Below are 25,595 nucleotides of genomic sequence, written 5' to 3'. Positions count from 1 at the left end.
GTATTTCGTCCGGTCCGGGCCGGCATTGACGCCCGGAGTCAGGAGATTGGCCGAACCCGACAGGTCTCGGGCGCTCAGCCGACCTGTTCGAGGGGCTGATCGGTGCGGACCGGTGCGCCGAGCCTGCGGCAGTCGTAGCCGCCCAGTGGGGACAGCAGGTTGCGCAGCCACATCTCGATCCAGGTGACGTGCCGCAGCCCGGCGACGGTGCCGTGCGAATTGGTGTAGTAGGTGCGGGCGTCGCGGTTGAGTTCCTCGAAGTACCACTGGAAGTTGCGGTTCTTGCGCACGGTTTTGGCGTGGTACCACTCGTGGGCGTGCTCGCTCACCTCGAGCGCGGTGATCCCCTGGGCGCGTGCGGCATTGGCGCTGCGGGCGATATTGGCGGTGAGGAATTCCGACATGGTGTGCACGATGTGGCTCCACGACCAGGGGCCCGACAGCATCCAGCGATTGGGGAAGCCGGGCACCGACGCGCTCTCGTAGGCCTGCACGTCGTGTTCGAGGAAGAACTCGCCGAGGTCGCGCCCGTCGCGGCCGGTCACCCAGCCCACCTTGTAGAACTCGGGGTCGGCGAAGAAGTGATAGCCGGTGGCCAGCACCAGCACATCGCAGTCGTGCGTGACGCCGTCGGCGGTGACGATGCCGGTTTCGGTGACGCGCTCGATGGGCGTGGTCACCAGTTCGACATTGGGGCGGTTGAAGGTCGGCAGGTAGGTATTGGACAGGGCGGGACGTTTGGCGGCCCCGCCGTGGCCGGGCATGAGCCGGCGGCGGGTGTCCGGATCCCGCACGGTCCAGCGCAGGCGGGCGCGCATATAGGTGCGGGCGAGCCGATCGAAGCCGCGCAGGGCGGGATGGGCGATGACGCCGGGCGCCTCGGTGAGGGCCTCCATCAGCAGATCGAAACCGACTGTCCAGAGCACGTATTGGAGCGTGTTCAGCGCGGGCGCGGAGAAGGCGCGCGCAATCGCCCTGGGCGGCACGAAATCCGGCTTGAACACGCAGTAGATCGGGGTGCGCTGAAACACCTCGAGCCGCTGCGCCAGCGGCGCGATCTCCGGAATGATCTGCACCGCACTGGCTCCCGTGCCGACCACGATCACCCGCTTGCCGCGCATGTCGTAGGTGTGATCCCAGCGGGCGGGCTGCTGCACCTTGCCCGCGAAGCTGTCCACGCCCGGGATATCGGGCAGGCGGGGATCACTGAACTGCCCGATGGCGGCGATGATGTAGCGCGCGGTGATCTCCCGGCCGTTGGCGATCGTCAAGCGCCACAGGTGCTGCTGCTCGTCCCACGCCTGCCGGGTCACATCCGTCCGGAATCGGTAGTGCGGTTCGATGCCGTGGCTGCGCGCGATGCCGAGGTGATACTCGTTGATCTCGGCGCCTTTCGGGAAGAACCGCGACCAGCCGGGATTGCGGGCGAAGAAGAATTCGTAACCCGGTGTGGGAACGTCACATCCGATGCCCGGATAGGTGTTCACACTCCAGGTGCCGCCGGGCTCGTCGAACCGCTCGACTATGACGAAGTCCTCGATTCCGTGGCGTTTCAAGGTGATTCCCGCACCGATGCCGCACGGTCCGGCGCCGATGATGACGAATTCGTGGTCGGGAGTGCTCATGTGGAGGGTCCTCACTGCGGAATCGGTGCTCGGTCAGGCTTCGAACGCGCGGATGACGCGGTCGGGGATCACCCGTGCGGCGAACCGGGCGAGGGCGGCCACCCGGGCCGGATCGGCCTGGGCCAGCGCGAGCCGGTACAGGCCGGGCGACAGCCGGGCGGCGGCGAACATGGCCCACGCCTCGGGCCGCACCGGCAGCACCGCGAGGTTGTAGCGCACCGCCCGCACGATCCCGCGGGCAATGATGTCCGGGCCGAAACCCAGTGCGGGGCCGAGGGTTACGATCAGTTCGGAGATGCCGCGCTGCAGCCCGGCGACCCGGTCGGGTGGCAGTCCCACATCGCTGGTGATCTCGCCCTTGCCGATATTGGTGGCCACCGCGCCGGGGCACACCACCGAGACGCCGACCCGGTAGGGTGCGAGTTCGCCGCGCAGGCATTCGGAGAACATGCGCACCCCGGCCTTGGCCACGTTGTAGGACGGCGCCAGCGGCGACGGTGAAAAGGCCATGACCGAGGCGACATTCACGATCTGACCGCGGCGGGCGTCGGCCATGAGGGGCGCGAAGGCCCGGCAGCCGTTGATCACGCCGTCCAGGTTCACCGACATCTGGTGGTCCCAGGCCCGCTTGCTCTGGTCCAGGAAGCCGCCTATGACAACGATTCCCGCATTGTTGACCAGCACATCGGGCACGCCGTGCCGGTCGAGCACCTCGACCGCGTAATCCGCCCAGGCCGTGTCATCGGTGACGTCGAGCCGGGTGGCGTACGCTTGCCCGCCGCGCTCGATGATCAGCGCCGCCGTCTGCTTGGCCGTCGCCTCGTCGATATCGCTGACCAGCACGGTCGCACCGTGTTTCGCGAATCGCAGGGCGGTGGCCCGGCCGATGCCGCTGCCGGCGCCGGTGACCAGCACCAGCCGGGGGTCGGATATTCCGCCGAACATGGGCGTCTCCTTCAGCTGATCTTGTTCGCGCACGAGGATCGGTGGATCTCGTGAATCATGATGTGACGCCGTGCGTTTCGAATTGCCCCGGCCGGGCCCCGGGCACCCGCGCCAGCGTGCGATAGCTGTAGTCGTCGTGCGGTGAGAACCGCAGCCGCACATACTGATCGACCGAGGTCGTCGGCCGCACCACCGCGGACCCGCCCTGATAGTCGACGTAGTAGGTATTGGAGCCGGTGCAGTAGTTCCCGTTCTGCAGGAACGTTTTTCCGAGAATCGCCCGGCAGCGCTCGGTGTAGCGGTCGGTGGGTTCGCGGCGCACCTCCGCGGCGGTGGCCCCGCGCCGGTGGCATTCGGTGATGACCCGCGCGACGTGATACGCGGTCGCCTCGATGGAGGTGATGAACGAGCCCAGGATCAGGTTGTAGGGCCCCGGCATCATGAACGCGTTGGGGAAGTGCGGGATGGTGACGCCCTGGTAGGAGCGGAACAGGTGGCGGTCCCAGAACTCGCCCAGATCCTTGCCATAGCGGCCAGTGATGGGAAACGGTGGGGTGTAACCCTTTTCGAGGACGTGGAAGCCGCTGGCGCAGATCAGCACGTCGATGGGGCGTTCGACGCCGTCGGCGGTGACCAGCCCGGCCGGGGTGGCGCGTTCGATCGGATCGGTCACCAGCTCCACGTCGGGGCGTTTGAAGGTGGTCAGATACCGGTTGGACACCGATGGTCGTTTGCAGCCGATGGCATAGGACGGCGTGAGCTTGGCGGCGAGCTCCCTGTCGCGCAGGACCGCCCGGTAGTACAGCCCGCCGACCGCATTGGCCACCCGCAGCGCCGGGCTGATGTAGCCGCTGATCGGCAGCGCCGCGCCCTGCACGAGCTGGATCCCGCTCTGCCCGACGGCCCGGATGACCAAGCGCGGCACGTCCTTGTCCAGCAGCCAGTGCAGCCAGGGCGGCGTCGCGAAGTCCGGGCGCGGCCCCACCCAGATCGCGGTGCGCTGATACACGTCCAGATGCGCGGCGGTGTCGGCGACCTCCGGAATCAATTGCAGCGCGGAGGCTCCCGTGCCGATGACCGCGACCCGCTTGCCGCGCAGATCGATGCCGTGATCCCAGCGGGCGCTGTGCATCTTCTGCCCGGCGAACCCGTCCAGCCCCGGAATGTCGGGGAACCGCGGCACTTCCAGCCCGCCGACACAGGCGATCGCGAATCGGGCGGTCAGCTCGCGCCCGTCGTCCAGCGTCGCGCGCCACAGATGATCGGCCTCATCCCAGGTGGCCGCGCGAATCGTGGTATTGAACAGGGTGCGCCGGCGCAGATCGTATTTGTCCAGCAGATCTTCGGCGTACTGCTGGATTTCCGCGCCCGGCGGGAAGAATCGCGACCAGTTCCGCGGCTCGTAGGAGAAGCTGTAGAACATCGACGGCACATCCACCGCGATGCCGGGATAGGTATTGGCCCGCCACACCCCGCCGGGCCGGTCCCACTTCTCGATGATGCGGATATCGTCGATGCCCGCCTTCATCAGGCGCATGGCGATTCCGATGCCGGACAGCCCGGCCCCGACGATGATGACCTCGTGGTCGGGGCGGTGCGGCCCGCTCTTGCCATTGCGCGAAACCACCCGGGGGACAGGCATTCTCGCGGTGGGGACGGCCATATCGGAACTCCTTGGTGCTGGCTGCGGCGCTCAGGGCACGGGTGCGGGGGCAGCGGCGTCGCTGCCGTTGTCGGCGGTCACCAGCGGCCGGACAGCGGTGTACCGGTAGTCGTCGAGCGGGAAATGATGGTTGTCCCACCACATTTCGAACTGGGTCGACGGGCGGAACGCGGCCCCGTCACCCTGATAGTTGATGTAGTAGGTGTTGGAGGTGATGCAACCCTGCGAGAACAGGTGCGTCTTCTTGGCCCGTTCGTCCATGCGCGCGAAGTAGCGATCGTGCGGTTCCTGCTTCACCTCGACCCGGGTGGCTCCGCGTCGCCGCGCCTCGGTGATGGCCCGCGCCGCGTGCGCGGAGGTGGCCTCGATGAGCGGAATGTAGGAGCCCGGAGCGTAGCCGTAGGGGCCGGTGATGAGGAAGGAATTGGGGAAGCGCGGCAGCGAGACACCGTGATACGCCTGGAAACGATTGGCGTCCCACCATTCCCCGAGTTCGACGCCGTCGCGACCGTAGATCGGGTAGGGCGGGGTGTAACCCTTCTCCATCACCTTGAATCCGGTGGCGCACACGACCATGTCGAAGTCGCGTTCCACGCCGTCGGCGGTGACGATGCCGGTGCTGGTGAATCGCTCGATGCTGTCGGTGATCAGATCCACGTGCGGTTGGGTGAAGGTCTTGAAATAGTTGTTGGAGATCGACGGCCGTTTGCAGCCGAGCCGGTAATCAGGAGTCAGCTTGCGCCGCAACCGTTTGTCGCGCACCTGGGTGAACAGGTAGCCCTTGAGCGCGGTCTCGCCGAGGGTGAGCGCGGTCGAGGTCAGACGCGGATAATTGAACAGCGTCAGCCCCGCCCCGAGTCCGGCATTGACGCCGATATTGCCGAGGAAACGCACCGAATACTGCAGCGGCGGGAAGTTGAGCACGCCGTTGAGCACCCGGCCCATGGCGAAATCGGGTTTGGGGCCGATCCAGATGGCGCGCCGCTGGAAGACCGTCAGCTGCGAAACCTCCTTGGCCACTTCGGGAATCAGTTGCAGTGCGGTGGCGCCGGTGCCGATGACCGCGACCCGCTTGCCGCGATAGTCGTAGTCGTGGTCCCAGCGTGAGCTGTGCATGATCTTGCCGGTGTAGTTCTCGATACCCGGGATCGGCGGATTGTTGGGCTGTTCCAGCCCGCCCACCGCGCCGATGACGAACCGGCTGGTGAGCTCGGTGCCGTCGTCGAGGCTGATCCGCCACAGATCGTTCGCCTCGTCGAAGGCGGCCCCGTTCGCGCCCGCCCCCAGCCGCAGCTTGTCCCGCAGCCCCTGCTTGTCGACCACTTCCTCGGCGTAGCGCTGAATCTCGTTGCCGGGGGCGAACAATCGCGACCAGTGCGAACGCGGCTGGAAGGAGAAGTTGTACACCGGCGACGGCACATCCACGGCCACCCCGGGATAGGTGTTCGCCAGCCAGGTGCCGCCGACCTTCGGCCATTTGTCGACGATCAGGAAATTCTCGATGCGGGCGCGGCGCAGCGCCCGGCCCGCGCCGATGCCGCCCAGACCGGCGCCGATGATGACGACCTCATAGGTGGGGGTGACGCGGGATCCATTGGTGGAGACCATGAGTGAGTCCTCGTATTCGGAATTCAGATGTACCAGTGGGCGCGGCGCAGGCCGTCGTACACGGCCCCGAAGAACCGCTCGTGCCGGGCGCGGAAGGCGGCCAGGCGCTGCTCGTCCGCGCCGAGATCGGTGAGCAGGGTGATGAGCTGATCGCGGAACAGCATGTGCCCCACCTGAACCGCGGTGATGCCGGTGCTGCCGACCAGGTGCGCCCACACCCGCACCGCCCACAGCTGGGGCAGCGGCGCGGGCAGTGTGGCCGCGCGTTTGCTCAACCGCACCACAAACGGCGGCGGTGCCACCTTGGCGGCCAATTCGGGGTTCACTATCGTGTTCATGCTGTCGTCTCCGTGTTCTGGGCGATTCCGATGACTTCCGGAAGTTGCTGCCGCCGCAGCTTTCCGGCGGTGGTGCGCGGCAGTTCTGCGACGAACACGACCTCGCGCGGCACCTTGTAGTTGGCGAGGGTGGCCTTCACATACGCCTCGAGGGCGGCCGCGGTGACCCGGTGCCCCGGTTTGAGCACGACGGCCGCCGCCAGGCGCTGGCCGAAGTCCTCGTCCGGCACGCCGACCGCACCGGCGTCGGCGACCGCCGGATGCGCCATGAGCGTCTCCTCCACCTCCTGGGGGAAGACGTTCTCGCCGCCGGACAGGATCATGTCGTCGGAGCGGCCGTCGATGAAAAGCCGTCCCGCGCTGTCGAAATGGCCCAGATCGCCGGAGTCCATGTACTTGCCGACCATGGCCTTCTGCCTGCCGTCGCTGTAGCCGCGGAACAGCAGCGGGTTCTTGTTGACGATGCGGCCGGTGCGGCCCACCGGGAGCTCGCGGCCGGCGTCGTCGACAATGCGAATGTCCACGAGACCGGTGGGCGGGCGTCCGACCGTGCCCGGCGCGGCCCGCAGATCCGCCGGCGTGGCCAGCGCGCCCACCCCGGTCTCGGTGGAGGCGTAACCGTTGAACAGCACATCGCCGAATTCGTCCATGAACGCGACGGCCAGCCACGGCGGCAGCGGAGCCGCGCCGCACGGCACCGCCTGGAGGCTGTCGGTGTTGTAGTTGCGCCGCACCTCCGGCGGCAGATCCATGATGCGCTTGACCATGGTCGGCACCAGCATGGCCAGGTGCACGCTGTGCCGCTCGATATCGGCCAGCACCTGTTCGGGATCGAACTTCTCGTGGATCAGTGCCGTGGAAGCCATGGCGAAACAGGCCGCCAGCGCGAAGAATCCGTACGCGTGATGTAGCGGCGGCGCGAGCACCACCGGTGCGCCGAGCCGGGGCAGCGGTTCGAAGCGGGCGGCATCCTCGAGCGCCAGCAGCATGCGCGGGTGCAAGGTGCCGAGCATGGGCAGCACCTCGCGCATCCCGAGCCCGCGGGGCGCGCCCTTGGGCACGCCCGTGGTGCCGCCGGTGAGGATGACGATCGAGCTGCCGTAGGCGGGCGTGCGGACCGGCGGGCCACCCGCAGCGACGAGTTCGTCGACCGTCGGCAGGCCACCGGCCGCACCGCGCACGATCACCCGGCGGCCGTCATAACCGGATTTCGCTATCTCACCGTGGAATTCGGCGTCGTAGAGCAGCAGGCTCACATTCTCCCGGCGCAGCACCTCACCGATCTGCGGTCCGGCGAAACCGTAGTTCAGCGGAATCAGATCCGCCGAGAGCCGGGCCGCGGCATAGATGCCCTCGGCGAAACCGCGGTGATTGCGGCACAGCACCGCGACGCGATCACCGCGCCCGATCCGCCAGCGGGCGCGCAGGGCGGCGGCCAGCCGCAATACCCGGGTTTCCAGTTCCGCGGCGGTGATCGTGCCGTGGTCGTCGATGATGGCCGCTCGATCCGGGAAGCGGGCGGCGAAGGTGGACAGCACCGTCGCCAGTCCCACGCCGCCGCGCAGCGAGAACAGCAGCTGCGGAATCCGGCCGGGCGACACCACATTCCGGATGTCCAGGCTCGGCGCGCGGCCGGCGAGACCGACCAGGTCGTCGAGCAGATTGGCCGACCGCTCCACGATATCGATCGAGCGCGCCCAATCGGTGGGGCGGTTGTTCCAGTTGCCCACGCGGGCGTACATGGCCAGGGCGCGCTGTGCGGCGCGCGAATTGTCGAGCGCGTACATGACCGGCGCTCCGGCGCGTTCGAACCAGGGGCGAATGGCATACGGCCGATCCACGATGGCCCGGCACACCACGCTCGCCGCTTCCTCGGGGGAATTGCCCGGCGTGTATCGGTAGATCCGCCACGGCCCCAGCATGTCGGTGCGCACCAGCTGCAGATGCACCGATGAACAGGTGATGCCGTCGGCGCGCAATTCCGGTGCGGCGCCGCGCATCCAGGTATTGAAGGCCGCCTTGGTGGCGATGTAGTTGGTCCAGCCGACCGGCGGCGCGTGCACCCCGGCCGTGCTGACATTCACGATATGGCCGCGCCCGCGCGCCCGCATGGATGGCATCAGGCTCATGACCAGGCGCACCGGGCCCAGATAGTTGACCATGGTGGTCTCGTCGAAATTGTCCCAGCGGTCCAGGGAATCCGAGAGCCAGCGGCGAATGGAACGGCCGGCATTGCTGACGAACACATCGATGTGCCCGTGATCGGCCAGCGCGCGCTCCACCAGCCGCGCACAAGCGTCGATATCGGTCAGATCGGTCGGATAGGGGTGAATCGAACCCGGTGCGCCCGCGGCCTCGTCGCGCAGTTCCTTCAGCAGATTCTCGCGCCGGGCCACCGCGAGCACCGTCGCGCCATTGCGGGCCAGCCGCAGCGCCGTCGCCCGGCCCACGCCGGAGGACGCACCGGTCACCAGAATGACCTTCCCGCCCACCGCGGGCGCGAGCCGCCGGTCGCTGATGCCGTAGCTGGTCGCGCCGAGCGCGATGCGAACTGATCTCGGCAGTTCCATGGAATGCCTCAACTTCCTTGTCGGGCGGGGGAGGGGTCAGGCGTCACCGTTCGAGCCGGTGCGGCGGCGCGGCTTCGGCTCGGCGGCAGTGGATTTCGCGGCCGTCCCGGACTTCCTGCCAGCGGCGGATTTCGCGCCGGCGGGGGTCTTCGCGCCGGCGGTGGCTTTCGCGGCCGCCGAAGTTTTCGCGGCCGTGGCGGATTTCGCGCCCGACGCGGACTTGGTGCGCGCGGCTCTGGGCTTGGCCGGCGCCGCCGCGCCGACCGGCAGGGGACCGGAGGCGGCTTCGTCGGCTACTGCATCGGGCGTGGTGTCCGCCTCGACCGCCGGGCGCGGGCGCAGCAGCTCGAATCGGTAGTCCGAGAACGGGAATCGCCGGTGTCCGCGCCGGGCCCGGAAGAAGCCGGTGGGCCGGATATAGGTGCTGTCGCCCTGCGAATTCCGGTAGTAGGTCGGCACGTGCGCATTGAGTTCGGCCAGGTAGAAACGCATGGCCTCGCTGTGCGCGTAGATGGTGCGGTGGTAGGACTCCTGCGCGTCGCGGCGGACGGCGACGAAGGTGGCGCCGCGGCGGCGGGCCTCGGCGATGGCGCGCACCGCGTGGTCGGCGGTCATCTCCACGAAGGCGTGCCAGCCCGACCCCGTCCACGAGTAGGGGCCGACCAGCGTCCAGCGGTTGGGCAGGCTCGGCAGCGACACGCTCTCGTACGCCTGTAATCCGTGCTCGGCGTAGAACTTTCCGAGATCCAGCCCGTCCTCGCCGACCACCATGCCCGGGGTGTAGGTCTCCGGATCGGAGAACACGTGGTACCCGGTGGCCAGCACGATCATGTCGAATTCGTGGTTCGTGCCGTCGACGGTGCGGATTCCGGTTTCGGTGAACCGTTCGATGGGCGTGGTGACCAGCTCGACATTGTCGCGGTTGAACGCGAGCAGATAGCCGGTATTGGCGGTGGGCCGCTTGGCGATCGGGCCGTAGTTCGGGGTCAGGCCCGCCCGGGTGGCCTTGTCCCGCACCATGGTTCGCAGCAGACCTTGGTATCCGGCGATGGCGACCGCGTCCACGGTGCGCATGGTCGGCCGCACCAGCGCCATGGGCGCGTTGGACATCACCCGCAGCAGCAGATCGACGGCCACCAGCACCGCACCGTGGGTGGCCGCCTGCAGTCCCGGCGTGTGCAGGATCAGCTGGGCGGCCCTGGGGATTCGCGGATTCGGCTTGGGCACACACCACACCGGCGTGCGCTGGAACACCGACAGGCTGCCCACGCGCGGTGCGATGGACGGCGTGATCTGCACCGAACTCGCCCCGGTGCCGATGATGGCGACCTTCTTCCCGGCGAGGTCGTACTCGTCGTCCCAGTCCGAGGGTCGTTGAATCTTGCCCCGGTACTCGGCCAGCCCCGGAATGCCGGGATCCTCCTTGGGTTTGATGAATGCCCCGACCGCGCTGATCACGAAGCGCGCGGTGATGGTGCCGCCGTCCGCGAGGTGCAGTTTCCAGCGGTGGTTGTCCTCGTCCCACTCCTCGCTCACCACCTCGGTGCCGAAGTGCAGGTGCGGGTACAGCCCGAAGCGGCGGGCCACCTCGACGTGATACCGCTTCACCTCCGCGCCCGGCGCGAACAGCCTGCTCCAGTTGGGATTGCGGGCGAAGGAGTACTGGTAGGCGAGCGACGGGATATCGACTTCGAGTCCCGGGTAATGGTTTTCGTGCCAGCTGCCGCCCACCTCGTCGGCGCGCTCCAGAATGGCGAAATCGGTGATGCCGGCCTTCTTCAGCTTCACGCCCGCGGCGATTCCGCCCGGTCCCGCGCCGATCACCACCACCTGGTGGTCCGGACGCGAATTTTCCGTCGGTGTTTTGCCGTTCGATGCAGTGACCACGATGGCTCCGGCCTGTCGAAAGGAAAGCGGCCGTGCGCCTTCCAACCTCTGGCGCCTCGTGTCGAGGCCGCCATGGACTCGACCCACGATGTAGCGGGTATCACACAAGAGTAATGCTGTCTGGGACAGTGATCAATAGAGAGGTGGACCCTGTATGCGCACCCTGCCCCCCAGGTTCGCCGAAATCGACTACCGCGACGAGGTTCTCAGCGTCGAATCCGCCCCGGGCGCTTCGCCTCTCGCACTCGCCGGATGCTGCCTGGGACCTCGCCGGGCGGTCTCGGTCATCACCGGATTCATCGACGCGGTCACGAGCGGGGAACAGCAGCTCGCGGCATGAGCCTGCAGTGCGGGCGCCGGGACCGCGGCGCCCGATGGCGGGGCGAGCGCACTCAGGACCGCGGTGACGCCCAGGACGGTGCCGGCGGCGAGGGCGGGAACGGTCCAGGGGCGCATGATGTCACGATGACGGGCTGGCGGGACGCACTGCCAGGGTGGCGGCAGCCAGAGTATTGATTCTCCCGGACAGAGCGGCACGGTGGCGTGGGGCGCGGCGGCTCGGGAATGCTGCAGCATCGTAGGGTTTGCTGTCGGGGAATCCTCTCCACCGAAATCGCTTGTCACTACGTGTGATCGGACCGCGAGGAGCGCCTGGTGAGCACCATTGAACCGGTATTCGAACGCTATGTCGCCATCGGTGACAGCCAGACCGAGGGCGTCGGAGACCCCGGTGCGGACGGGATGTTCCGGGGGTGGGCCGACCGGTTCGCGGGGGCGCTCGCCGAGGTGAATCCGCAACTGCGCTATGCCAATCTGGCCGTGCGGGGCAGCCGCGCCGTCGATATCCGGCGCGACCAGCTGGCCGCGGCGGTGGCGCTGAAGCCGGATCTGGCGACCGTGGTGGCGGGGATGAACGACCTCATCCGGCCCCGGTTCGACCGCGACGCGCTGCTCGCCGACCTGGACGCGATGTACTCGGCCCTGCGCGGGACCGGCGCCACGGTGCTCACCTTCACCTTCCCCGATATCGGGGCGATCGCACCCGTGGCGCGGGCGCTGTCGAATCGGGTCCGCGTGGTCAATGCGGATGTGCGGCGGCTCGCGGGGGAACACGGGCTGGTCGTGGTCGACTTCGAACCGTGCCCCGCCACCGTCGATCGGCGGGTGTGGTGTGACGACCGCCTGCACCTGAACCCGCTGGGGCACAATCTGGTCGCGCACGCCGTCGCGAACACGCTCGCGATGCCCGGCTTCGACGACACCTGGCGCGAGCCGCTCCCGCCGCGTGCGGCCGATTCGCTCGCCGCCCTCGCCACCGCGGAACTGCGCTGGGCGGCAACCTATCTCGCGCCCTGGATCGGCCGCCGTCTGCGCGGCACGTCGTCCCGGGACGGTTCGGCCGCCAAACGCCCGGTGCTGCAACCCCTGACGCCGGGTGACAGCGATCCGCGCTGACGCGCTCGGCACGCTGTGCTCACGTGCTCACGTGCTCACGTGCTCAGCGCGGCCCGGTCCGTCCCGGCCCCGCGCAGCGCTGCCGAGACGGTGCCGAATCGCGGGCCTTCGTGGCGGCTACGCGAGATCGGTCTCGGCGCGCAGGGCGCGGCCGACGGTCGCCAGGGCCTGCGCGGGCCGGGTCCAATCCGCTTCGTCCAGTGCGGTCAGCGCTTGGTCCGGGATGGCCCGCGCCCCCGCCCGCAGCACGGTGAGGAGCAGCGCCGCCACCTGTCCGGAGCCGAGCTGCCCGGCGGCCCGGAACAGGCCGGGCGACAGCCGCGAAAGGCCGTAGGCCAGCCAGGCTTCCGGGCGCACCGGCACGATGGCCCAGTTGTGGCGCACCGAGCGCTCGATCGCCTTGGCGACGTGGTCGGGGCCGAATCCCAGCTTGGGGCCGTAGTCCTCGACGTAGCGGGCGATGACGGCGTGATACTTGTCGAAGTTCTCGATGCCCTCGGCGCCGAGCAGTCCGCCGTTGCGCACGATGCCGGTGGCGATCGCGCCCGGGCAGATGGCGGTGACGCCGATCCGGTAGGGCGCCAATTCGATTCGCAGCGTCTCCGACAGCATCTTCACCCCGGCCTTGGCGGTGCAGTAGGGCGCGAGCACGCCGCCGGGCGAATAGGCCGCCATGGACGCGATATTCACGATGTGCCCGCGCCGTCCGCCGACGAGCTCGCCCTGCTCGGCCATCATGCGGCCGAAGACGCGGCAGCCGTGGATCACACCCCACAGATCGACGTCGATGACGCGCTGCCAGTCCTCGAGCGTCTGGTCCAGGAATCCGCCGACGAGTCCGAGCCCGGCATTGTTGACCACCACATCGGGCACGCCGTACAGCTCGCGCACGGTGTCCGCGAGGCTCTCCCACGCGTCGGGGTCGGTGACATCCAGGTGGTGCGGGTGTGCGGTGCCGCCGCGCTCCTGGATCAGGGCCGCGGTCTGCGCGGCCGCGGCCGCATTGATGTCGGTGGGGACGATCTGCGCGCCCGCTGCGGCGAAGCGCAGTGCCGTAGCGCGTCCGATCCCGCTGCCCGCGCCGGTGACGAAGACCAATCGGGGATGGCTGATACCTGCCATGGGAACACCTCGCTGTGTTGACTCGCACAGCATAGCATTGATTGTCTCAGACAGTAATGGTCAATGTCGGTGCGCCCGAGCCGGTTTCGTCAGCAGCGCCGCCCACACCACCTTGCCGCCGGTCGGTTGCGGCGTGCAGCCCCACGTGGTGGCAATGCGCGCGATGATGTCCAGGCCGTAGTCGCGGGCGCCGCCCGGAGCCGGGTCGCGCCGCACGGCTTCCTGCGGATCCCCGTCCGCGACCGAGATACTCAGCAGATCGCGCCGGTATTCCAGCCGCAGCCGGATGTCCTTCCCGTCCGTCGCGTGCAGGAAGGAGTTCTCCACCAGTTCGGTGGCGATGAGCAGCGCGCCCGCCATCTCGGCCTCGGCGACACCCCACTCGGTGAGCGTGAGCGCGGTGAAACGCCGTGCGCACGCGGAACACTCGGCCGTGCGGGCGATCCCGAGACTGGCGCGCCGCCGCAGCGGCGGGCGGTCGATCGTGTCCACGGCCGCACGCACACTCCGGGCCAGCGGCACGAACTGCCAGACCGCACTGTCTTCGAAATGCCGTCGCGTCAGCGGAGATTCGAGGACCACGACCACCGGCGTGCCGGAGAACCCGTTGATCCGGATCCACGCGTTGGCGAAGGCGGTGAGCAAGGCCGCGGTGCCGATGAGCAGCTCGTCGGCGACCACGATCACCGCCCGCGGATGATCCGCGGCGAGCTTCACCACATCGTCCACGAACCGGCGATAGGTGGTGGCATCGAGTTCCCCGCGCGGACAGGCGACCCGGCAACCATTGAAATCGTAGTGCCGCCAGCGGATTTCGTTCTGCAATGCTTCTCTCGTTCTGTCACAGGTTTGCCGGGTGGGTGCCCGGCAACTCGCTCGCGTGTTGCGCGAGCAGCAGGCCGATTTGCACATCGGTGGCAGGTTCGCACACCTCGTAATAGCTGTCCGGAGAGTCCAATCCGGGCAGGATGTGCAGGCAGACCACTTTGTCGGCCCAGTCGCTCAGGGCCGCCACCACATCCGCCGAACCCACCGGCGCGGCCACGGCGACCCGCACCGCGCCGCGGGCGTACACCGAGCGCACCGCCGCCCGGACGACCACGGTGCGCGCCAGCGCGTCGGCGACGATCACCACGGTCCGGCGGGCGACCACGGCGCGGTCGCGTCCGCAGCGCAGCAGCTGCGCCCGGCGGCGCGCCGATTCGACCGCACCGCTCTCGGTGCGGTTCTCGCCGCAGGTGGTGCGCAATCCGTAGAGCGCGGTCTCGAGTTCCAGCGCCCGCACCCCGTCCTCCACGATCGCCCCGTACACGCTCCCGTCCTCGGCGGCCCGCAGCTCCTGCAGGACCAGCGCGTCCACCTGAACCCGCAGGAAATCCGCGACGGTACAGGCGATTTCGACCCCGCCCACCGGCAACCCCGCGAGCAGCACATCCGGCCCGCGGAAGGCTGGCAGCCGCAGGGCGAGCTGCCGGCCGGCGGCCTGTCTGTCAGCGAAGAGCGCGCCGGGTGCCCGACCGGTCTCGACCATCGGAACCCCTTTCGGCGAGCGGCGGGAGTGCTTCGTACAGTCTAACGTAATACGTTTCCCACCTGCGCTTTTCGCGATACAGGCGACCGGAGCCGGTGAGCAACCGCCGAGATATCGGGCCACGCGTGCGCGGGCATCCGAATCCGGCCGGAAGAAATAGGGAAACCCCTGGGCCTAGCCTGCCCAGGGGTTTCGGTGGCCGCCCATTTGCGGCACGCCGACACGTTTAAGAACGGGATCAATCTGAATCTACGTGGCGCTCTACGTTTGAAGCTACGGCCCATCGGTGGCTGGGCCGGCGGGAGTTGAACCCGCAACCTCCACGTCCCATACCCGTTCTCTCGATTCGGCGTTCGGCGGCGAATGCTGAAGCTGGAGCGATAACGTGAGTTTGATGGGGGCGGTGCCTCTACCGACTTGGGCTACCCCGCCGTGTGGTGGCGGGGGGAGGATTCGAACCTCCACTGGGCCGCTGGTCCCGTCAGCTATGTGCTTCGGTTTCAGCTTGCGCTCCTGGCGCACCGACGACATTAGCCGCCGGAATGCGTTCAGCCAAACAAATATCCGAAGATTTCCGCGCCCGGCTTGCGCTGGGTGATCTCGGCGTTGTTGGCCTCCTCGCGCGCGAATTTCACCGCCTGCTGCAGCTTTTCGACGCGTTCGGTGAGCTCGTTGACCCGCTTGGCGGGCAGCGCGCCGGAGAACTTGATGGTGCGCCAGTAACCCACCACCACATCCTCGTGATACACCTCGACCTGCGCCGGATGCTTCTCCGTCGCTTCGGCTTTCACGTGGTTGCGCGGAATCTTCTTGGTGCGCACCGTCTGTACCGGCTCGGTGGCGTAGCAATCGGCGGCGGCGTCGTACTCCCAGGACTCCGAGGCGTCCAGCACCGGCAGCTTGCGCACGAAGGTGTGCAGGTCCACCAGCTGCTTCTCCAGGAACAGCAGGTAGGTGACCGGCGCGTCCTTGACCAGGGTGCGCCCGTCCACCACCACATCGGCCTTGGCCTCGCAGTTGGCCCAATCCTTGGTGGCCACCACGTCGAAGAGTTTGGTCAGAATCTCGGCCGTGGTGGCGAGCACCTCGTCCGACTTCACCTGCACGCGCGTGGACTCGGGCGGCAGCTGCTCACCCTCCTCGTCCTTGGGACGGTAGGTGCGCGAGATACCGCTCAGCAGCGGGTTCTTGCCCAGCTTGTGATGGGCCTCGGTGAGGTCGGAAAAAGTGCGGGACTTGATCCCTTTCTCCACGGCGACAATCTGATTCAAACGTGTCATGGCAGGCACTGTAGCGGTGGCCGTGGCTGATCAACCACCGGATTTCGCGCCGTGGAGGAGGCCGACGGGAGCGAAACGCTAAGGACAGGAACGATCTTCGTGCTTGAGCTGCTTCTCCATGTCCGGCGGAATCTGGTTCATCAGCAGCATGATGGCCGGATCGGTGCCCGGGTCCGGCGCGACATAGGCCGGGGGTTCGTAGACGATCGGGTCGGCGCTCGCGGCGACGGAGACGGCGGCCAGTGGCAGAGCGGCCAGCATTCCGATGGCAACGATCCGGGCGGCGGTGCGGCGGGCCCCCGGCTTCAGCTTCGACGGCATGTGTTTTCCTCTCTCCCACAAGGTGAGCCGCGAGTGCGGTGCTCGAACTCGATGGAAGGACGCCTTGCTGGGATCTGGGTGTGACGAACATGGGAAACAGCTGAGTGGGCCCAAATTCCAGGGTACGCCCGGAGTTTCGGATCCGGGCCGGGTCGGGGAGAACCCGGATGCGCCCGGGGCGCCGATCTGCTCGTCCCGGAGGATCCCGGATGCACGGCGATGCGCACGGACCGGTTGGTTGCTATCTGATCTCGATCGACATCGCCGAGGATCGGCTATTTGATAGCTAACTAATATGGGTGCTGGGTCGGGGTCCAACCCCGGAGGCAGTGATGAACACTCGCCATACGTTCCGCAGGCGCCTCGTGCTGTGGTGCCTGGTACCCGTCGGGCTCGCGACGGGACTGCTCGTCGCTCCCACCGCCCACGCCGACGCCGATTACGGCGGCGGCTGCGTGCTCTTCACCGGAAATCGGGCCGCGACCATCGACTCGCTGCGCTTCCGCTGTGCACCCTGGCAGCAGGAAGCCATCTACCGAGACGCCCCGCGCGGGAATGTGCCCATGGGCGTGAAGGACGGCTGGGTGGCCTCGCCGCCGTTCTGGCAGGCGGTCGCACCCGCGATCTGGATCGGAAAGACCTTCTACACCGGACCCGACGGCGGCCATCTGCTCAACCGCATCACCGGGGCCGGCATCGAGGGCTGGCCCGCCGATGTGTACCCCGCGCCCTCGGTGGTCGACGGCGGACCGGCCTGGGCGCTGGACTACCGGCCGTCCCCGAGCCCATGGCTCTACGACGAGATCCGCGAGATCACCCCCGGCGTCTGGTTCGGCTACTCGTTCTCCCGGGAAGGGGGCGGCGTCGCGCAGATCCTGACCTTCATCCTCGCGTGACGGGCGCCCGCCCGACCCTCCACGCCTCGGTGACCAGCGGAATCTGCATCGGAAGGCGAAGCAGCGCACCGATTTTCAGCAGCAGCGGGCGCTCGCTGCGCACCCAGTCCGCGGCCATGTACAGATTGCCCGGGAACACCGCCAAGAACACCAGCGCCGCCAGCCGGCCGCCGAGGCGCTGCGTCTTCGGGCGCACCAGCAGCGCACCCACCGCGAGCTCCCCGACCCCGGATCCGTAGGTGTAGGCGCGCGCGGACCCGGGCAGCTGCGGCGGGATCAGCGCGTCGTAGAACTTGGGAATCACGAAGTGCAGCACGCCCGCGCCGAGCAGCAGCGCGCCCAGGCCCTTCGCACGCACCGCCATCATCGGTCCGGCCGTAGTCGTCTGCCCGTGAGTGTCCGCCATGTGAGCAGCATAGCCATTTCTGACCGGGCGGTAAGTTCCAATCGCGTGGGCGCTCCCGACTCAGGGCCGCGGCCTGCCGAAACCCGATCGGCCCGTGCGCCTTCGGGCCTACCATCGACGCATGCCGGACCCTCGGAGCGCCTCGACCATGATCGAGGGCCGGGTGCTGCGCTCCGCGCCCAACCTCATCCGGGTCGTCTTCCGTGACGCACCCGGCGACCCCTTCGCGACCGCCTTCACCAATGGCCGCACCGGCCGCCACCGCCTCACCTTCGCCGACGGCACGACGCTGTGGGTGGACTCCACCGCCCCGGCCCGCACCGACCTCGAGCGCGCCGACGGCACCGCCCTGGCGACCATCACCTGCGCGGACACGTCCACCGCCGTCGGGGCCACGGCCGGAACGCTTTTTCACTTCGTTCCCGCCCCGCGCGATCCGGTGACCAAGCACCGCTACCGGCTGAGCGTGCTGGATCGCATGGGCGAGGAGTTCGCCCGCCTCGACGTGGTGCGCACCCCGGACGGCTGGTCCACCACCCACTGCGCGGACCCGCATGCGCAATCACATCTGTGGTGGGAGCGCACCGGTCCCGCGCTGCCGGTCCCGATCCTCGGCACCCGCCTGCTGCTGCGCCGTCCGCCGGACCGCGACGAACGCCAGGTCCTGCTCGGTGCGTGCGTGGACCTCACCCTCGGTCTGCGGCCCTATGTCCTCGAGATGAAGTAGCTCAGAACAGCTGCTGATGGTTCACGGCCGCAGTCGCCACCAGCCCGATTCCGATGGCCACCAACAGGATTCGCAGCGTCGGCGGCCCGTAGCGATTGAGTGCCCGCACCACCCGCCGGTAGCAGCGCTGGGCGCGCGGCGTGCGCCGGGAGGCCAGACCCAGGATCGCCAGCGGCGGAATCAGGGCGATGCCGCAGTAGGCGATCACGATCAGCGGCCAGAGCGAGGGAACCGGATGCTGGGCCGAGAGCATGGCCAGGCCCGCCAGATACGGGACAGCCGTGGGGGCCTGCCCGAGTCCGATCGCCACTCCGGCCAAGGCGAGCGCCCACGGCTTGCGGCGCAGCCCCAGCACCCAGGGCGGCGCCGCGCCGCGCGCGGTGGTGGGCAGCGCGGCCAGGCCGATCAGGACGAGCCCGACGCCCAGTTCGGCCCAGTACCGAATGGCCGGAGTGATGCGGAAATCCACCAGATCGGTCAGGAAGCTGAGGCCGAGCACGGTGCAGATGCCGAAGGTCGTCGTCACCACGAATACCCCGGCGATGAAACTCAGCCCGCCCGGAATCGGCGAGCGCCGGCTCAGCTTGCTGTCGAAGATCACCGCGGTGGTCACTCCGACCAGGAGCACGTCCAGGGAATCCAGGAACGCGAAGAACAGGAGGGCCAGTAGGAGACTCAGCATGACGGTTCGACCCTACGCGAGCCGGCCGCCCGTTGATCTTGACGCAGCGTACGGCGTCAGTGCTGGCCGGCGCGCCAGGAATCGAAACTGGTCATAATGTGCCGGCGGACCGTGCTCCAATCCGGGACCAGAGTGGCGGCGGCCGGGACCGAGGCGGTGAGCAGCACCCCGGCGATGGTGATGACGGTCAGTCGCATCCAGTCGCGCGCGCCGGGGCGGTCGGCGAGCTCGCCGAGCACCTGACGGGCCACGGTGAAGATGGTCGCCTCGATGTGTTCGACGAGATGGGCGACGGTGGCGGCCATTTCGGGGTCGGTGCGGGCGGCGGCGAGGAATTCGAATCCGACGCTCAGCGGCGCCACCTGGGCCAGCCCCCAGAAGTCGTCCACCAGCTCCGCCACCCGTTCGCGCTCGGGACCGGTTGTGCCGGAATAGCTTTCGACGACCGCCTGGGCGGACTGATCGGCCAGCCGGCGAATGGCCGCGTCGATGAGCCCGGCGCGGGTGGGGTAGTGATGCTGTAGCGCGCCCTGGCTCAGCCCGGCGCGTTCGGCCACGCCGCGGGTGGTGGTCGCGGCATGGCCGTCCTCGATGAGGCTGGCGATGGTGGCGTCGAGGATGGCGATGCGGGTGTCTTCGCGCTGGACTGCTCTGCTGCGCTTGGGTTTTCCCGTCGTGACCGGCACACGGCCACGATACCGGTCCCGCAACGAACCAGTCACGCGACTTGTGAAGTCGGATGACTGGTCAATACGCTTGGGGCACAGCGGATATGGATTACGACGAGGTGATCTGCCATGGCATCCGAGGATGTGCGCATCTGGCGGCGCGGACCCGCGCCCACTCCCGCGGGCGGCGCGGACCACGACCACGGCTATTTCGGCCCGGACTCCCAGGTGTGGCGGGTGCTGCTGCATCCGGTGGTGACACCGTTCCTCGCGCCGGTGACCGGGCTGCTCGAGATGACGCACATCGGCATGCAGGCGGTGATGATCGACCATGATCCGCTCGCGGTGACCGGGCGCAACCGGCGCACCATGAGCCCGATCATGGCGGTGCGCCGCGCCCAGCGCACGGTCGGCGTTCCGGTGCCGATCATCCTGGGGGACAGGGCCTCCGCCGATCGCATCGCCGCGCACCTGCGCCGCTATCACACGCCGATGACGGGCACGATCCCCGGAACGAGCGAAGCGTACGGGGCGCAGAGCGACGAACTGGTGCTGTTCGCACACGTCACGATCATGCAGGCGGCGCTGCTCGTCTACGAGCACTTCGCCTACGACGGCCTGCGCGCCCCCCGGCGGCTCGCACCCGACGATCGCGACCGATTCTGGCTGGAGGCAAAACAATTCGGCGTGCTCATGGGTGCGCGGCCGGACGAGATTCCGGTCACCTGCCGTCAGGTCGAGCGGTACTACGCGTCCATCGCCGACCGCTACGGCCTGGTCGAGCACTTCCTGCGTGATCTGGCGATCAAGCCCACCCTCGCCATGGCGCGCGGCTTCCGGCCCGAGCAGCTGCCGGAACTCGCGCCCATGCTGCTGGCCGGTCTGGTCGCCCCGGCGCTGCTGGCCGCGGTGCCGCGGCCCGCGCGCCGCAATCTCGGCATCCCGGCCGTGGCCGATCCAGTGCTGACGCTGGCGCTGTGGTTGACCCGACCGGCCATGCGCGCGTTCACGATTCGCCGCTTCGCCGACGCCGTCGAACGCCGTGTCACCGGCCCCGACGCCATGGAACTGGTGGCTCACGCCCGCCGCGTGCGGGCCGCACGGGCGGCGTGAGCCGGGTCAGCGCGCGGGTGCGACCGCGACGGGCGCCGGGGCGGCGGGCGCGGGCGGCGCCGGTGCGTGCAGGGCGCTGCCCGCCAGCCACAGCTCCCACGGCACGCCCCAGTCCCCGTTCTGCCACACCTCGAGCGGATCGCCGCCGGTATTGCGCACCTCCACCACATCCCCGAGCTGCGAGAACTCGAAGAACCAGCTGGCATTCTCGGTGCTCAGATTCAGGCAGCCGTGCGACACGTCGGTATAGCCCTGCGCCCACACCGTGGAGTCCAGTGCGTGCAGATAGATGCCGTCGGTGCTGATCCGGGTGGCCCAGCCGATGGTCTCCTTGTAGCCGAGCGAGGATTTCACCGGCAGCCCGTAGGTGGAGGAGTCCATGATCACCGGATTCGCCTTGCCCAGCACGGTGTAGACGCCGGGCTGGGTCCAGAACGAAATGGTCCGCCCGCCCACGGTGGTGCTGCCGCCCATGCCCATGGAGGTGGGCATGGTGCGCACCAGGTTTCCGTTCTCGAACACCTCGATCTGATGGGTGTTGTCGTCGGCGATGGACACGTGCGACGGGCCGATGACGAAGGAGGTCCGGGCGTTCTCCTGCCCGAACAGTCCGGGCCCGAGCTCCGCGCCGTACACATCGGCCGCGACCGTGATCCGGGTCCCCGGCTTGTGGTACTCGCGCGGCCGCCAGTGCGCATTGCGGTTGTCCATCCAGTACCAAACGCCTTGGACCGGTGGATCGGTGGTGACGACGAGCCGCTTCTCGGCCTCGGCCCGATTCGGCACGTCCTCGTCGAAGTGCGCCACCACCACCGCGCCGACCCCGTAGGTCGCGCCCTCGGCGAGGGGCTGCCCGTCGGTCGTGGTCAGCGTGACCCGGGTCTGATTGGCGGGGGTGAGGGTGCCGAAAGTGGACGTGACCGGACCTGTAGGTCCGGTCACGCTGAGTCCTTGCGCCGTCAGGGTGTAGCCGCGTCCGTAGCCGAGTGGTTCATTGGGCCGCCAGGTCGCCTTGTCGGGACTCAATGTCCCCTCGATGACCCGGCCCTCGTCATTGGTGAGGGTCACCGCGGTGAGTACGCCGCTGCTGGTGGTCACGCTCACCGGCGCCGCCGGATTCACGTCCTGGGCGCCCGGTGCGGGCGACATGGTGAGGACGGCGGGCGCGGGGGCGGATCTGCTCGGTGTGGCGGCCGGTGGCGGCTCGGATGAGCACGCGGACGCAATCAAGATCAACGCCAGCGTGGATCCAGTGGCGACTCTCGATCGAAAACGGCGGGGTGGCATGGCTTCTCCCTCCGGCACGCTCGGTGGTACTGCGGAGCTTAGTAGAAGCCATGCCCATTCTGTTCGATCTTGGCGTCAGCGGGCGGGCCGGAGCAGCTCGCCGCACCACAGCCCGCGCAGGGTGCGGGTGGCGACCACGCCGAACAGGGCCAGCAGCAGGACATACAGGGCCACGGCGACCACGGCGAACAGGTCGGCGCCGGTGTGCCCGAAGAGCACGGTGCTGCCGGTGACACAGGTGCCGAGGGGGAAGGTGAAGCCCCACCAGGTCATATTGAACTGCATGGCCTTGCGGGCGTGCACGGTCACGGCGATGGCCAGGGCCAGCCACAGCATGGCGAATCCCCAAGTGGGAATGCCGAACACGAGAGCGAACACATCCAGTCCGTCGGCCTCGCGCTGCGGCAGGGCGCCGGGAGCCACATTGGCCAGCTGTCCGGCGGCGGTCACCGACTGGCCCAGGGGACCCAGCACCAGCCACACGGTGGCGACCATGCCGGCGGCGGGCAGGCCGTGATGCAGCAGCCGCGACCAGATCATGGTGATGGTCAGGACGGCGGCGATCAGGCTCAGGCCGAACATGGCCAGGCACCCGACCAGCATGGTGACCCGGGGCTGCCCGGCAGGCAGGTAGGGGATCAGCAGCGCACCGGTGGCGGCCGAGACCATGGGGGGAACCACCGGCATGAGCCAGCCGCCGAAGGCGGCGTCGGGATCGAAATTGTGCCGGGTGATCATGCGGTAGGGGATGGCCAGGGCGGTCAGCAGTCCGAGGGCGGTGCCGGCCGACCACAGCACCCAGTCCACGGCCAGGGCGGCGCCGAGCCCGATCACCCGCTGCCCGAGGACCAGGGTGCCGGCGCCGACGGTCAGCAGGGCCATGGGGGGAGCGCCGTAGAACTGCATCATCACCGGATGCGAGCCGTGCGAGCGGGCGGCGTCGGGGTAGCGCCGCCAGTGCAGCACCCACACGCCGGCCAGGATCACCAGCAGTGCCGAGGCGAGGCCCCACACCACGGTGGCGGCGGCCTGCAGGCCGGGGAACTGCAGGGGGAGGGTGGCGGCGGCATTGGCGACGATGCCGGTGCCCATCACCGCGGCGAACCAGTTGGGGGCCAGATGCCGCAGCGGCCGGTGGTCGTCGCGCTGGACATGCTGCGCGCCGGACGGTCCGGACTGCACGCCAGGGGTCGAGTACTGGGTTTCGTGTCGGAACGCCATGGTGGTCATGCATTCAGCATCGGCGTGCGCGAACCCCGCGAGTAGTGGCCGCGATCCGATGGATGCATAGAACGGTTCTATGCCCTGAGCGGATCTGTCTGCGGGAAAGCCCAGTTGGCGCGGATTGGCCGGAGCGAGATCGTCGACTATCCGGCGCGCCGGTGATCGCCGTGCAAGAATCTGGGCCTTGCTCACCTCGATGATCGTGTGAAGGAGCCGCTGTGCGCGTCAAGTATCTGCTCGGTCTGCCGGTTGCGGTATTCGTCCTGGTTCCGCTGTTCGCCACGGCCGGTGCGGGTTCCGCGCACGCCTCGGGCTCGACCTACACCTGCACCGCCGAGGCGTGGAGCGGTGAGACGCTGCCCGCCGTCACCGTCGAGGCGCCCCGGGGGCTGATTCAGGCCAAGAAGGTCGCGCGCACCGAATGGCGTGGCGCGGCGAAGTATTCGAGCATCGAGTGCACGCCGGCCTGATTCACTCGGCCGGGATGCGCGTGTGCGCGGTCAGCAGGATGTGATCGAATGCGGCCACCGTGGCGGCCGGCGGCGGCGGGACCTGTGACAGGTCGGTGATCAGCTGCTGCGCCAGCGCCTTCAGTTTGGTATTGGTCTCCTGCGACCGCCACACCAGCACCTTGAAAGCCTGCTCGGCATTGATGCGATACATCCGCATGAGCACGCCCTTGGCCTGTTCGATGACCGCGCGGGCCTCGATCAGCTCGGGCATGTGCGCGTCGAGGGTGGTGCGGGCGGCCTCGGCGAAGGTGTCGCTCAGATCCACATAGAAACCGGTGGTGCCGACCGGTTTCCCATGGGCGTCGAAGATCCGGTCCGCGACCACCATGACATTGTGTTCGCGGCCGGTGACATCCACGAAGCGGTGCCGGCTCGAGAACGGCTCGCCCTGATCGACGGATCGTTCGATGGCCTCCGCGACATGATTGCGATCGTCGGGATGCTTGTGCGCCAGCAGCAGTTCGGTGGTGGGTTCGATCTCGCCCGGTTCATACCCGTGCATCCGGTAGACCTCGGGCGACCACTCCCACCGCTGGTTGGTGAACCAGAATCGGAAACTCCCGACCATCGGCCGGGTCTCGGCCTCGTGCATCCGGGTCGAAGCGTCGCCCGGCGCAGTGTGTTCGGTGGATTCGGTCATGCCCCCAGTATTGCCGCTAGACGGCGCGGCGGTGGCTCAGCCAGGCGAAAGAGGCGATCCCGAGCGGAATCTGGCTCCAGAAGGTGAGCAGCCGGAATCCCAGCACGGCGGCCACGGCCACGCCGCCGGCCAGCCCGGCCACCGCGGTCAGGCCCGCCGCCAGGGTGAGCTCCTTGGTGGCCACACCGTTGGGGGAGGGCAGCAGCGGGGCCAGGGCCACGGTGACCAGATGCACCACGAAGGCGTCGGTCAGCGGCATGTGCGCGCCCACGGCCTGTAGCACCGCCCACAGCGCCAGCACCATGAGCAGCGGTTGCAGCAGCGCGCACAGCCACAGCGCGGCGGCGCGGCGGGGGCGGAGCGCGGTGGCGGCCACCGATTTCCAGGCGGCCGCGGCATTGGCGCGGGCCTCGCGCAGCCGGGTCAGGGCCGCGCGCCAGCCGCCGCGGGCGACGAAGCGGCGGTACAGGAATACGGCGGCGGCGATCAGCACAGCGCCGCCCAGCAGCAGCACGCCGACGGCGATCGCGGCTGTGCGCCATGGGTTTTCGAGCAGGCCGTGCCAGGTGTCGGAGGTGCGCGCGCCCAGATCGTGCCAGGGCGGCTGCGCCCCGGTGCGGCTCATGAGGCTGGGTGTGGCGAGCACGGCGATGAGGACGAGCGGAATGCGCACCACGAACGCGGCGAACCCGAACAGCGTGATGGAGGCCAGCGCCGCACTGTGGCTCAGGCCCTCCCGGCGCAGGAACCGCAGGCGGATCAGCAGATTGGCGGCCGGAATGAGCCCGATCGCCGGGAACGCCAGCTGTAGCGCGAACAGCCGGCGTGAACACGTTTCCTGCGGAATCGAGCCGCGCAGCATGAGCACCGAGGTGGGCCAGAGAGCGAGCGTGGCCAGCAGCGCCAGGGCGAGCCAGCGCGGGTCGGCGGCGAGCAGCGTCGCGATGCCCTCCGCCACCGCCTCCCACTGCCACACCACCGCGGCCGTGACCGCGACGGTGACGACGAGGGTCGGCAGGGCTTTTCGGACGGTGGGAAGGGCTCGTCTCGCTGCGGCGGGGGTTGCCGTCGCCATCGACTCTCCTCGAGGTGTCG

General features: G+C 68.7%; 24 protein-coding genes and 1 pseudogene. 6 read left to right on the top strand and 19 right to left on the bottom strand.

The features are described from left to right. Positions 1–74: 74 nt before the first annotated feature. The 7 genes and pseudogenes from H0264_RS30565 to H0264_RS30535 all read right to left on the bottom strand — a co-directional run. Complete coding sequence (locus tag H0264_RS30565) at positions 75–1,625, bottom strand: flavin-containing monooxygenase (RefSeq protein WP_181580760.1); 1,551 nt, start codon at positions 1,623–1,625, stop codon at positions 75–77. Positions 1,626–1,658: 33 nt separating this feature from the next. Continuing rightward, positions 1,659–2,570, bottom strand: coding sequence for an SDR family NAD(P)-dependent oxidoreductase (locus H0264_RS30560; protein WP_181580759.1), 912 nt, complete (start codon positions 2,568–2,570; stop codon positions 1,659–1,661). 55 nt (positions 2,571–2,625) lie between these two features. Next, positions 2,626–4,233, bottom strand: coding sequence for a flavin-containing monooxygenase (locus H0264_RS30555; protein ID WP_181580758.1), 1,608 nt, complete (start codon positions 4,231–4,233; stop codon positions 2,626–2,628). Between the two features lie 30 nt (positions 4,234–4,263). After that, on the bottom strand, positions 4,264–5,841 hold the full coding sequence (locus tag H0264_RS30550; RefSeq protein ID WP_181580757.1) for a flavin-containing monooxygenase: 1,578 nt from the start codon (positions 5,839–5,841) through the stop codon (positions 4,264–4,266). Between the two features lie 23 nt (positions 5,842–5,864). Beyond that, a complete protein-coding gene (locus H0264_RS30545; protein WP_181580756.1) occupies positions 5,865–6,179 on the bottom strand; it encodes a hypothetical protein in 315 nt (104 codons plus the stop codon). Beyond that, positions 6,176–8,749, bottom strand: a complete 2,574-nt coding sequence (locus tag H0264_RS30540; protein WP_181580755.1) for an SDR family NAD(P)-dependent oxidoreductase — start codon at positions 8,747–8,749, stop codon at positions 6,176–6,178. The genes H0264_RS30545 and H0264_RS30540 overlap by 4 nt, the downstream gene beginning before the upstream one ends. Positions 8,750–9,094: 345 nt before the next feature. Continuing rightward, positions 9,095–10,636, bottom strand: a pseudogene (locus H0264_RS30535) (flavin-containing monooxygenase); the annotation flags it as partial. Between the two features lie 154 nt (positions 10,637–10,790). Here H0264_RS30535 and H0264_RS30530 point away from each other — a divergent pair. Continuing rightward, positions 10,791–10,976 (top strand): hypothetical protein, encoded by a 186-nt coding sequence (locus tag H0264_RS30530; RefSeq protein WP_181580754.1) that lies wholly within the window; start codon positions 10,791–10,793, stop codon positions 10,974–10,976. A gap of 314 nt (positions 10,977–11,290) precedes the next feature. Further along, positions 11,291–12,091, top strand: a complete 801-nt coding sequence (locus H0264_RS30525) for an SGNH/GDSL hydrolase family protein (RefSeq protein ID WP_181580753.1) — start codon at positions 11,291–11,293, stop codon at positions 12,089–12,091. A 117-nt stretch (positions 12,092–12,208) separates the two neighbouring features. Here H0264_RS30525 and H0264_RS30520 read toward each other — a convergent pair whose 3' ends face one another. From H0264_RS30520 to H0264_RS30500, 5 genes are all read right to left on the bottom strand, one after another. After that, a complete protein-coding gene (locus H0264_RS30520) occupies positions 12,209–13,213 on the bottom strand; it encodes an SDR family NAD(P)-dependent oxidoreductase (RefSeq protein ID WP_181580752.1) in 1,005 nt (334 codons plus the stop codon). A 60-nt stretch (positions 13,214–13,273) separates the two neighbouring features. Beyond that, positions 13,274–14,038 carry an ATP-binding protein gene (locus tag H0264_RS30515; protein ID WP_181580751.1) on the bottom strand — a complete coding sequence of 255 codons (765 nt, stop codon included), beginning with the start codon at positions 14,036–14,038 and terminating at the stop codon, positions 13,274–13,276. A gap of 16 nt (positions 14,039–14,054) precedes the next feature. Further along, complete coding sequence (locus tag H0264_RS30510; RefSeq protein WP_181580750.1) at positions 14,055–14,744, bottom strand: phosphoribosyltransferase; 690 nt, start codon at positions 14,742–14,744, stop codon at positions 14,055–14,057. Between the two features lie 548 nt (positions 14,745–15,292). Beyond that, positions 15,293–16,024, bottom strand: coding sequence for a DUF7873 family protein (locus H0264_RS30505; RefSeq protein WP_181580749.1), 732 nt, complete (start codon positions 16,022–16,024; stop codon positions 15,293–15,295). A gap of 78 nt (positions 16,025–16,102) precedes the next feature. Continuing rightward, on the bottom strand, positions 16,103–16,345 hold the full coding sequence (locus H0264_RS30500) for a hypothetical protein (RefSeq protein WP_181580748.1): 243 nt from the start codon (positions 16,343–16,345) through the stop codon (positions 16,103–16,105). Between the two features lie 332 nt (positions 16,346–16,677). Here H0264_RS30500 and H0264_RS30495 point away from each other — a divergent pair, with 332 nt between their 5' ends. Continuing rightward, on the top strand, positions 16,678–17,241 hold the full coding sequence (locus H0264_RS30495) for a hypothetical protein (protein ID WP_244975994.1): 564 nt from the start codon (positions 16,678–16,680) through the stop codon (positions 17,239–17,241). Here the strand turns inward: H0264_RS30495 and H0264_RS30490 are convergent. Beyond that, a complete protein-coding gene (locus H0264_RS30490) occupies positions 17,228–17,608 on the bottom strand; it encodes a DoxX family protein (RefSeq protein WP_181585935.1) in 381 nt (126 codons plus the stop codon). The genes H0264_RS30495 and H0264_RS30490 overlap by 14 nt on opposite strands. A 160-nt stretch (positions 17,609–17,768) precedes the next feature. On the opposite strand from H0264_RS30490, the gene H0264_RS30485 reads away from it, so the two are divergent. Beyond that, entirely contained in the window at positions 17,769–18,374 is a 606-nt protein-coding gene (locus H0264_RS30485) for a hypothetical protein (RefSeq protein ID WP_181580747.1), read from the top strand. A 1-nt stretch (position 18,375) separates the two neighbouring features. Here H0264_RS30485 and H0264_RS30480 read toward each other — a convergent pair whose 3' ends face one another. Together H0264_RS30480 and H0264_RS30475 are read right to left on the bottom strand one after the other, a co-directional pair. Next, positions 18,376–19,056, bottom strand: a complete 681-nt coding sequence (locus H0264_RS30480) for a GAP family protein (RefSeq protein ID WP_181580746.1) — start codon at positions 19,054–19,056, stop codon at positions 18,376–18,378. A gap of 56 nt (positions 19,057–19,112) precedes the next feature. After that, entirely contained in the window at positions 19,113–19,742 is a 630-nt protein-coding gene (locus H0264_RS30475; protein WP_181580745.1) for a TetR/AcrR family transcriptional regulator, read from the bottom strand. Positions 19,743–19,853: 111 nt separating this feature from the next. On the opposite strand from H0264_RS30475, the gene H0264_RS30470 reads away from it, so the two are divergent. Next, entirely contained in the window at positions 19,854–20,837 is a 984-nt protein-coding gene (locus H0264_RS30470; protein ID WP_181580744.1) for an oxygenase MpaB family protein, read from the top strand. A 6-nt stretch (positions 20,838–20,843) separates the two neighbouring features. Here H0264_RS30470 and H0264_RS30465 read toward each other — a convergent pair whose 3' ends face one another. Both H0264_RS30465 and H0264_RS30460 read right to left on the bottom strand, forming a co-directional pair. Then, positions 20,844–22,124, bottom strand: a complete 1,281-nt coding sequence (locus H0264_RS30465; protein ID WP_181580743.1) for a L,D-transpeptidase — start codon at positions 22,122–22,124, stop codon at positions 20,844–20,846. Positions 22,125–22,199: 75 nt separating this feature from the next. After that, positions 22,200–23,354: a TDT family transporter gene (locus H0264_RS30460; protein ID WP_244975993.1), complete on the bottom strand. Its 1,155-nt coding sequence runs from the start codon at positions 23,352–23,354 to the stop codon at positions 22,200–22,202. A 212-nt stretch (positions 23,355–23,566) separates the two neighbouring features. Here H0264_RS30460 and H0264_RS30455 point away from each other — a divergent pair, with 212 nt between their 5' ends. Further along, on the top strand, positions 23,567–23,818 hold the full coding sequence (locus H0264_RS30455) for a hypothetical protein (RefSeq protein WP_181580742.1): 252 nt from the start codon (positions 23,567–23,569) through the stop codon (positions 23,816–23,818). 1 nt (position 23,819) lies between these two features. Here H0264_RS30455 and H0264_RS30450 read toward each other — a convergent pair whose 3' ends face one another. Continuing rightward, a complete protein-coding gene (locus tag H0264_RS30450; protein WP_181580741.1) occupies positions 23,820–24,500 on the bottom strand; it encodes a PAS and ANTAR domain-containing protein in 681 nt (226 codons plus the stop codon). A 16-nt stretch (positions 24,501–24,516) separates the two neighbouring features. After that, entirely contained in the window at positions 24,517–25,575 is a 1,059-nt protein-coding gene (locus H0264_RS30445; RefSeq protein WP_181580740.1) for a lysylphosphatidylglycerol synthase transmembrane domain-containing protein, read from the bottom strand. Between the last annotated feature and the right edge of the window lie 20 nt (positions 25,576–25,595).

The sequence above is a fragment of the Nocardia huaxiensis genome (genome assembly GCF_013744875.1).
Taxonomy (GTDB): domain Bacteria; phylum Actinomycetota; class Actinomycetes; order Mycobacteriales; family Mycobacteriaceae; genus Nocardia; species Nocardia huaxiensis.
Note: the sequence above shows the minus strand (reverse complement) of the source record. Positions and strands in the feature narration are given on the sequence as shown.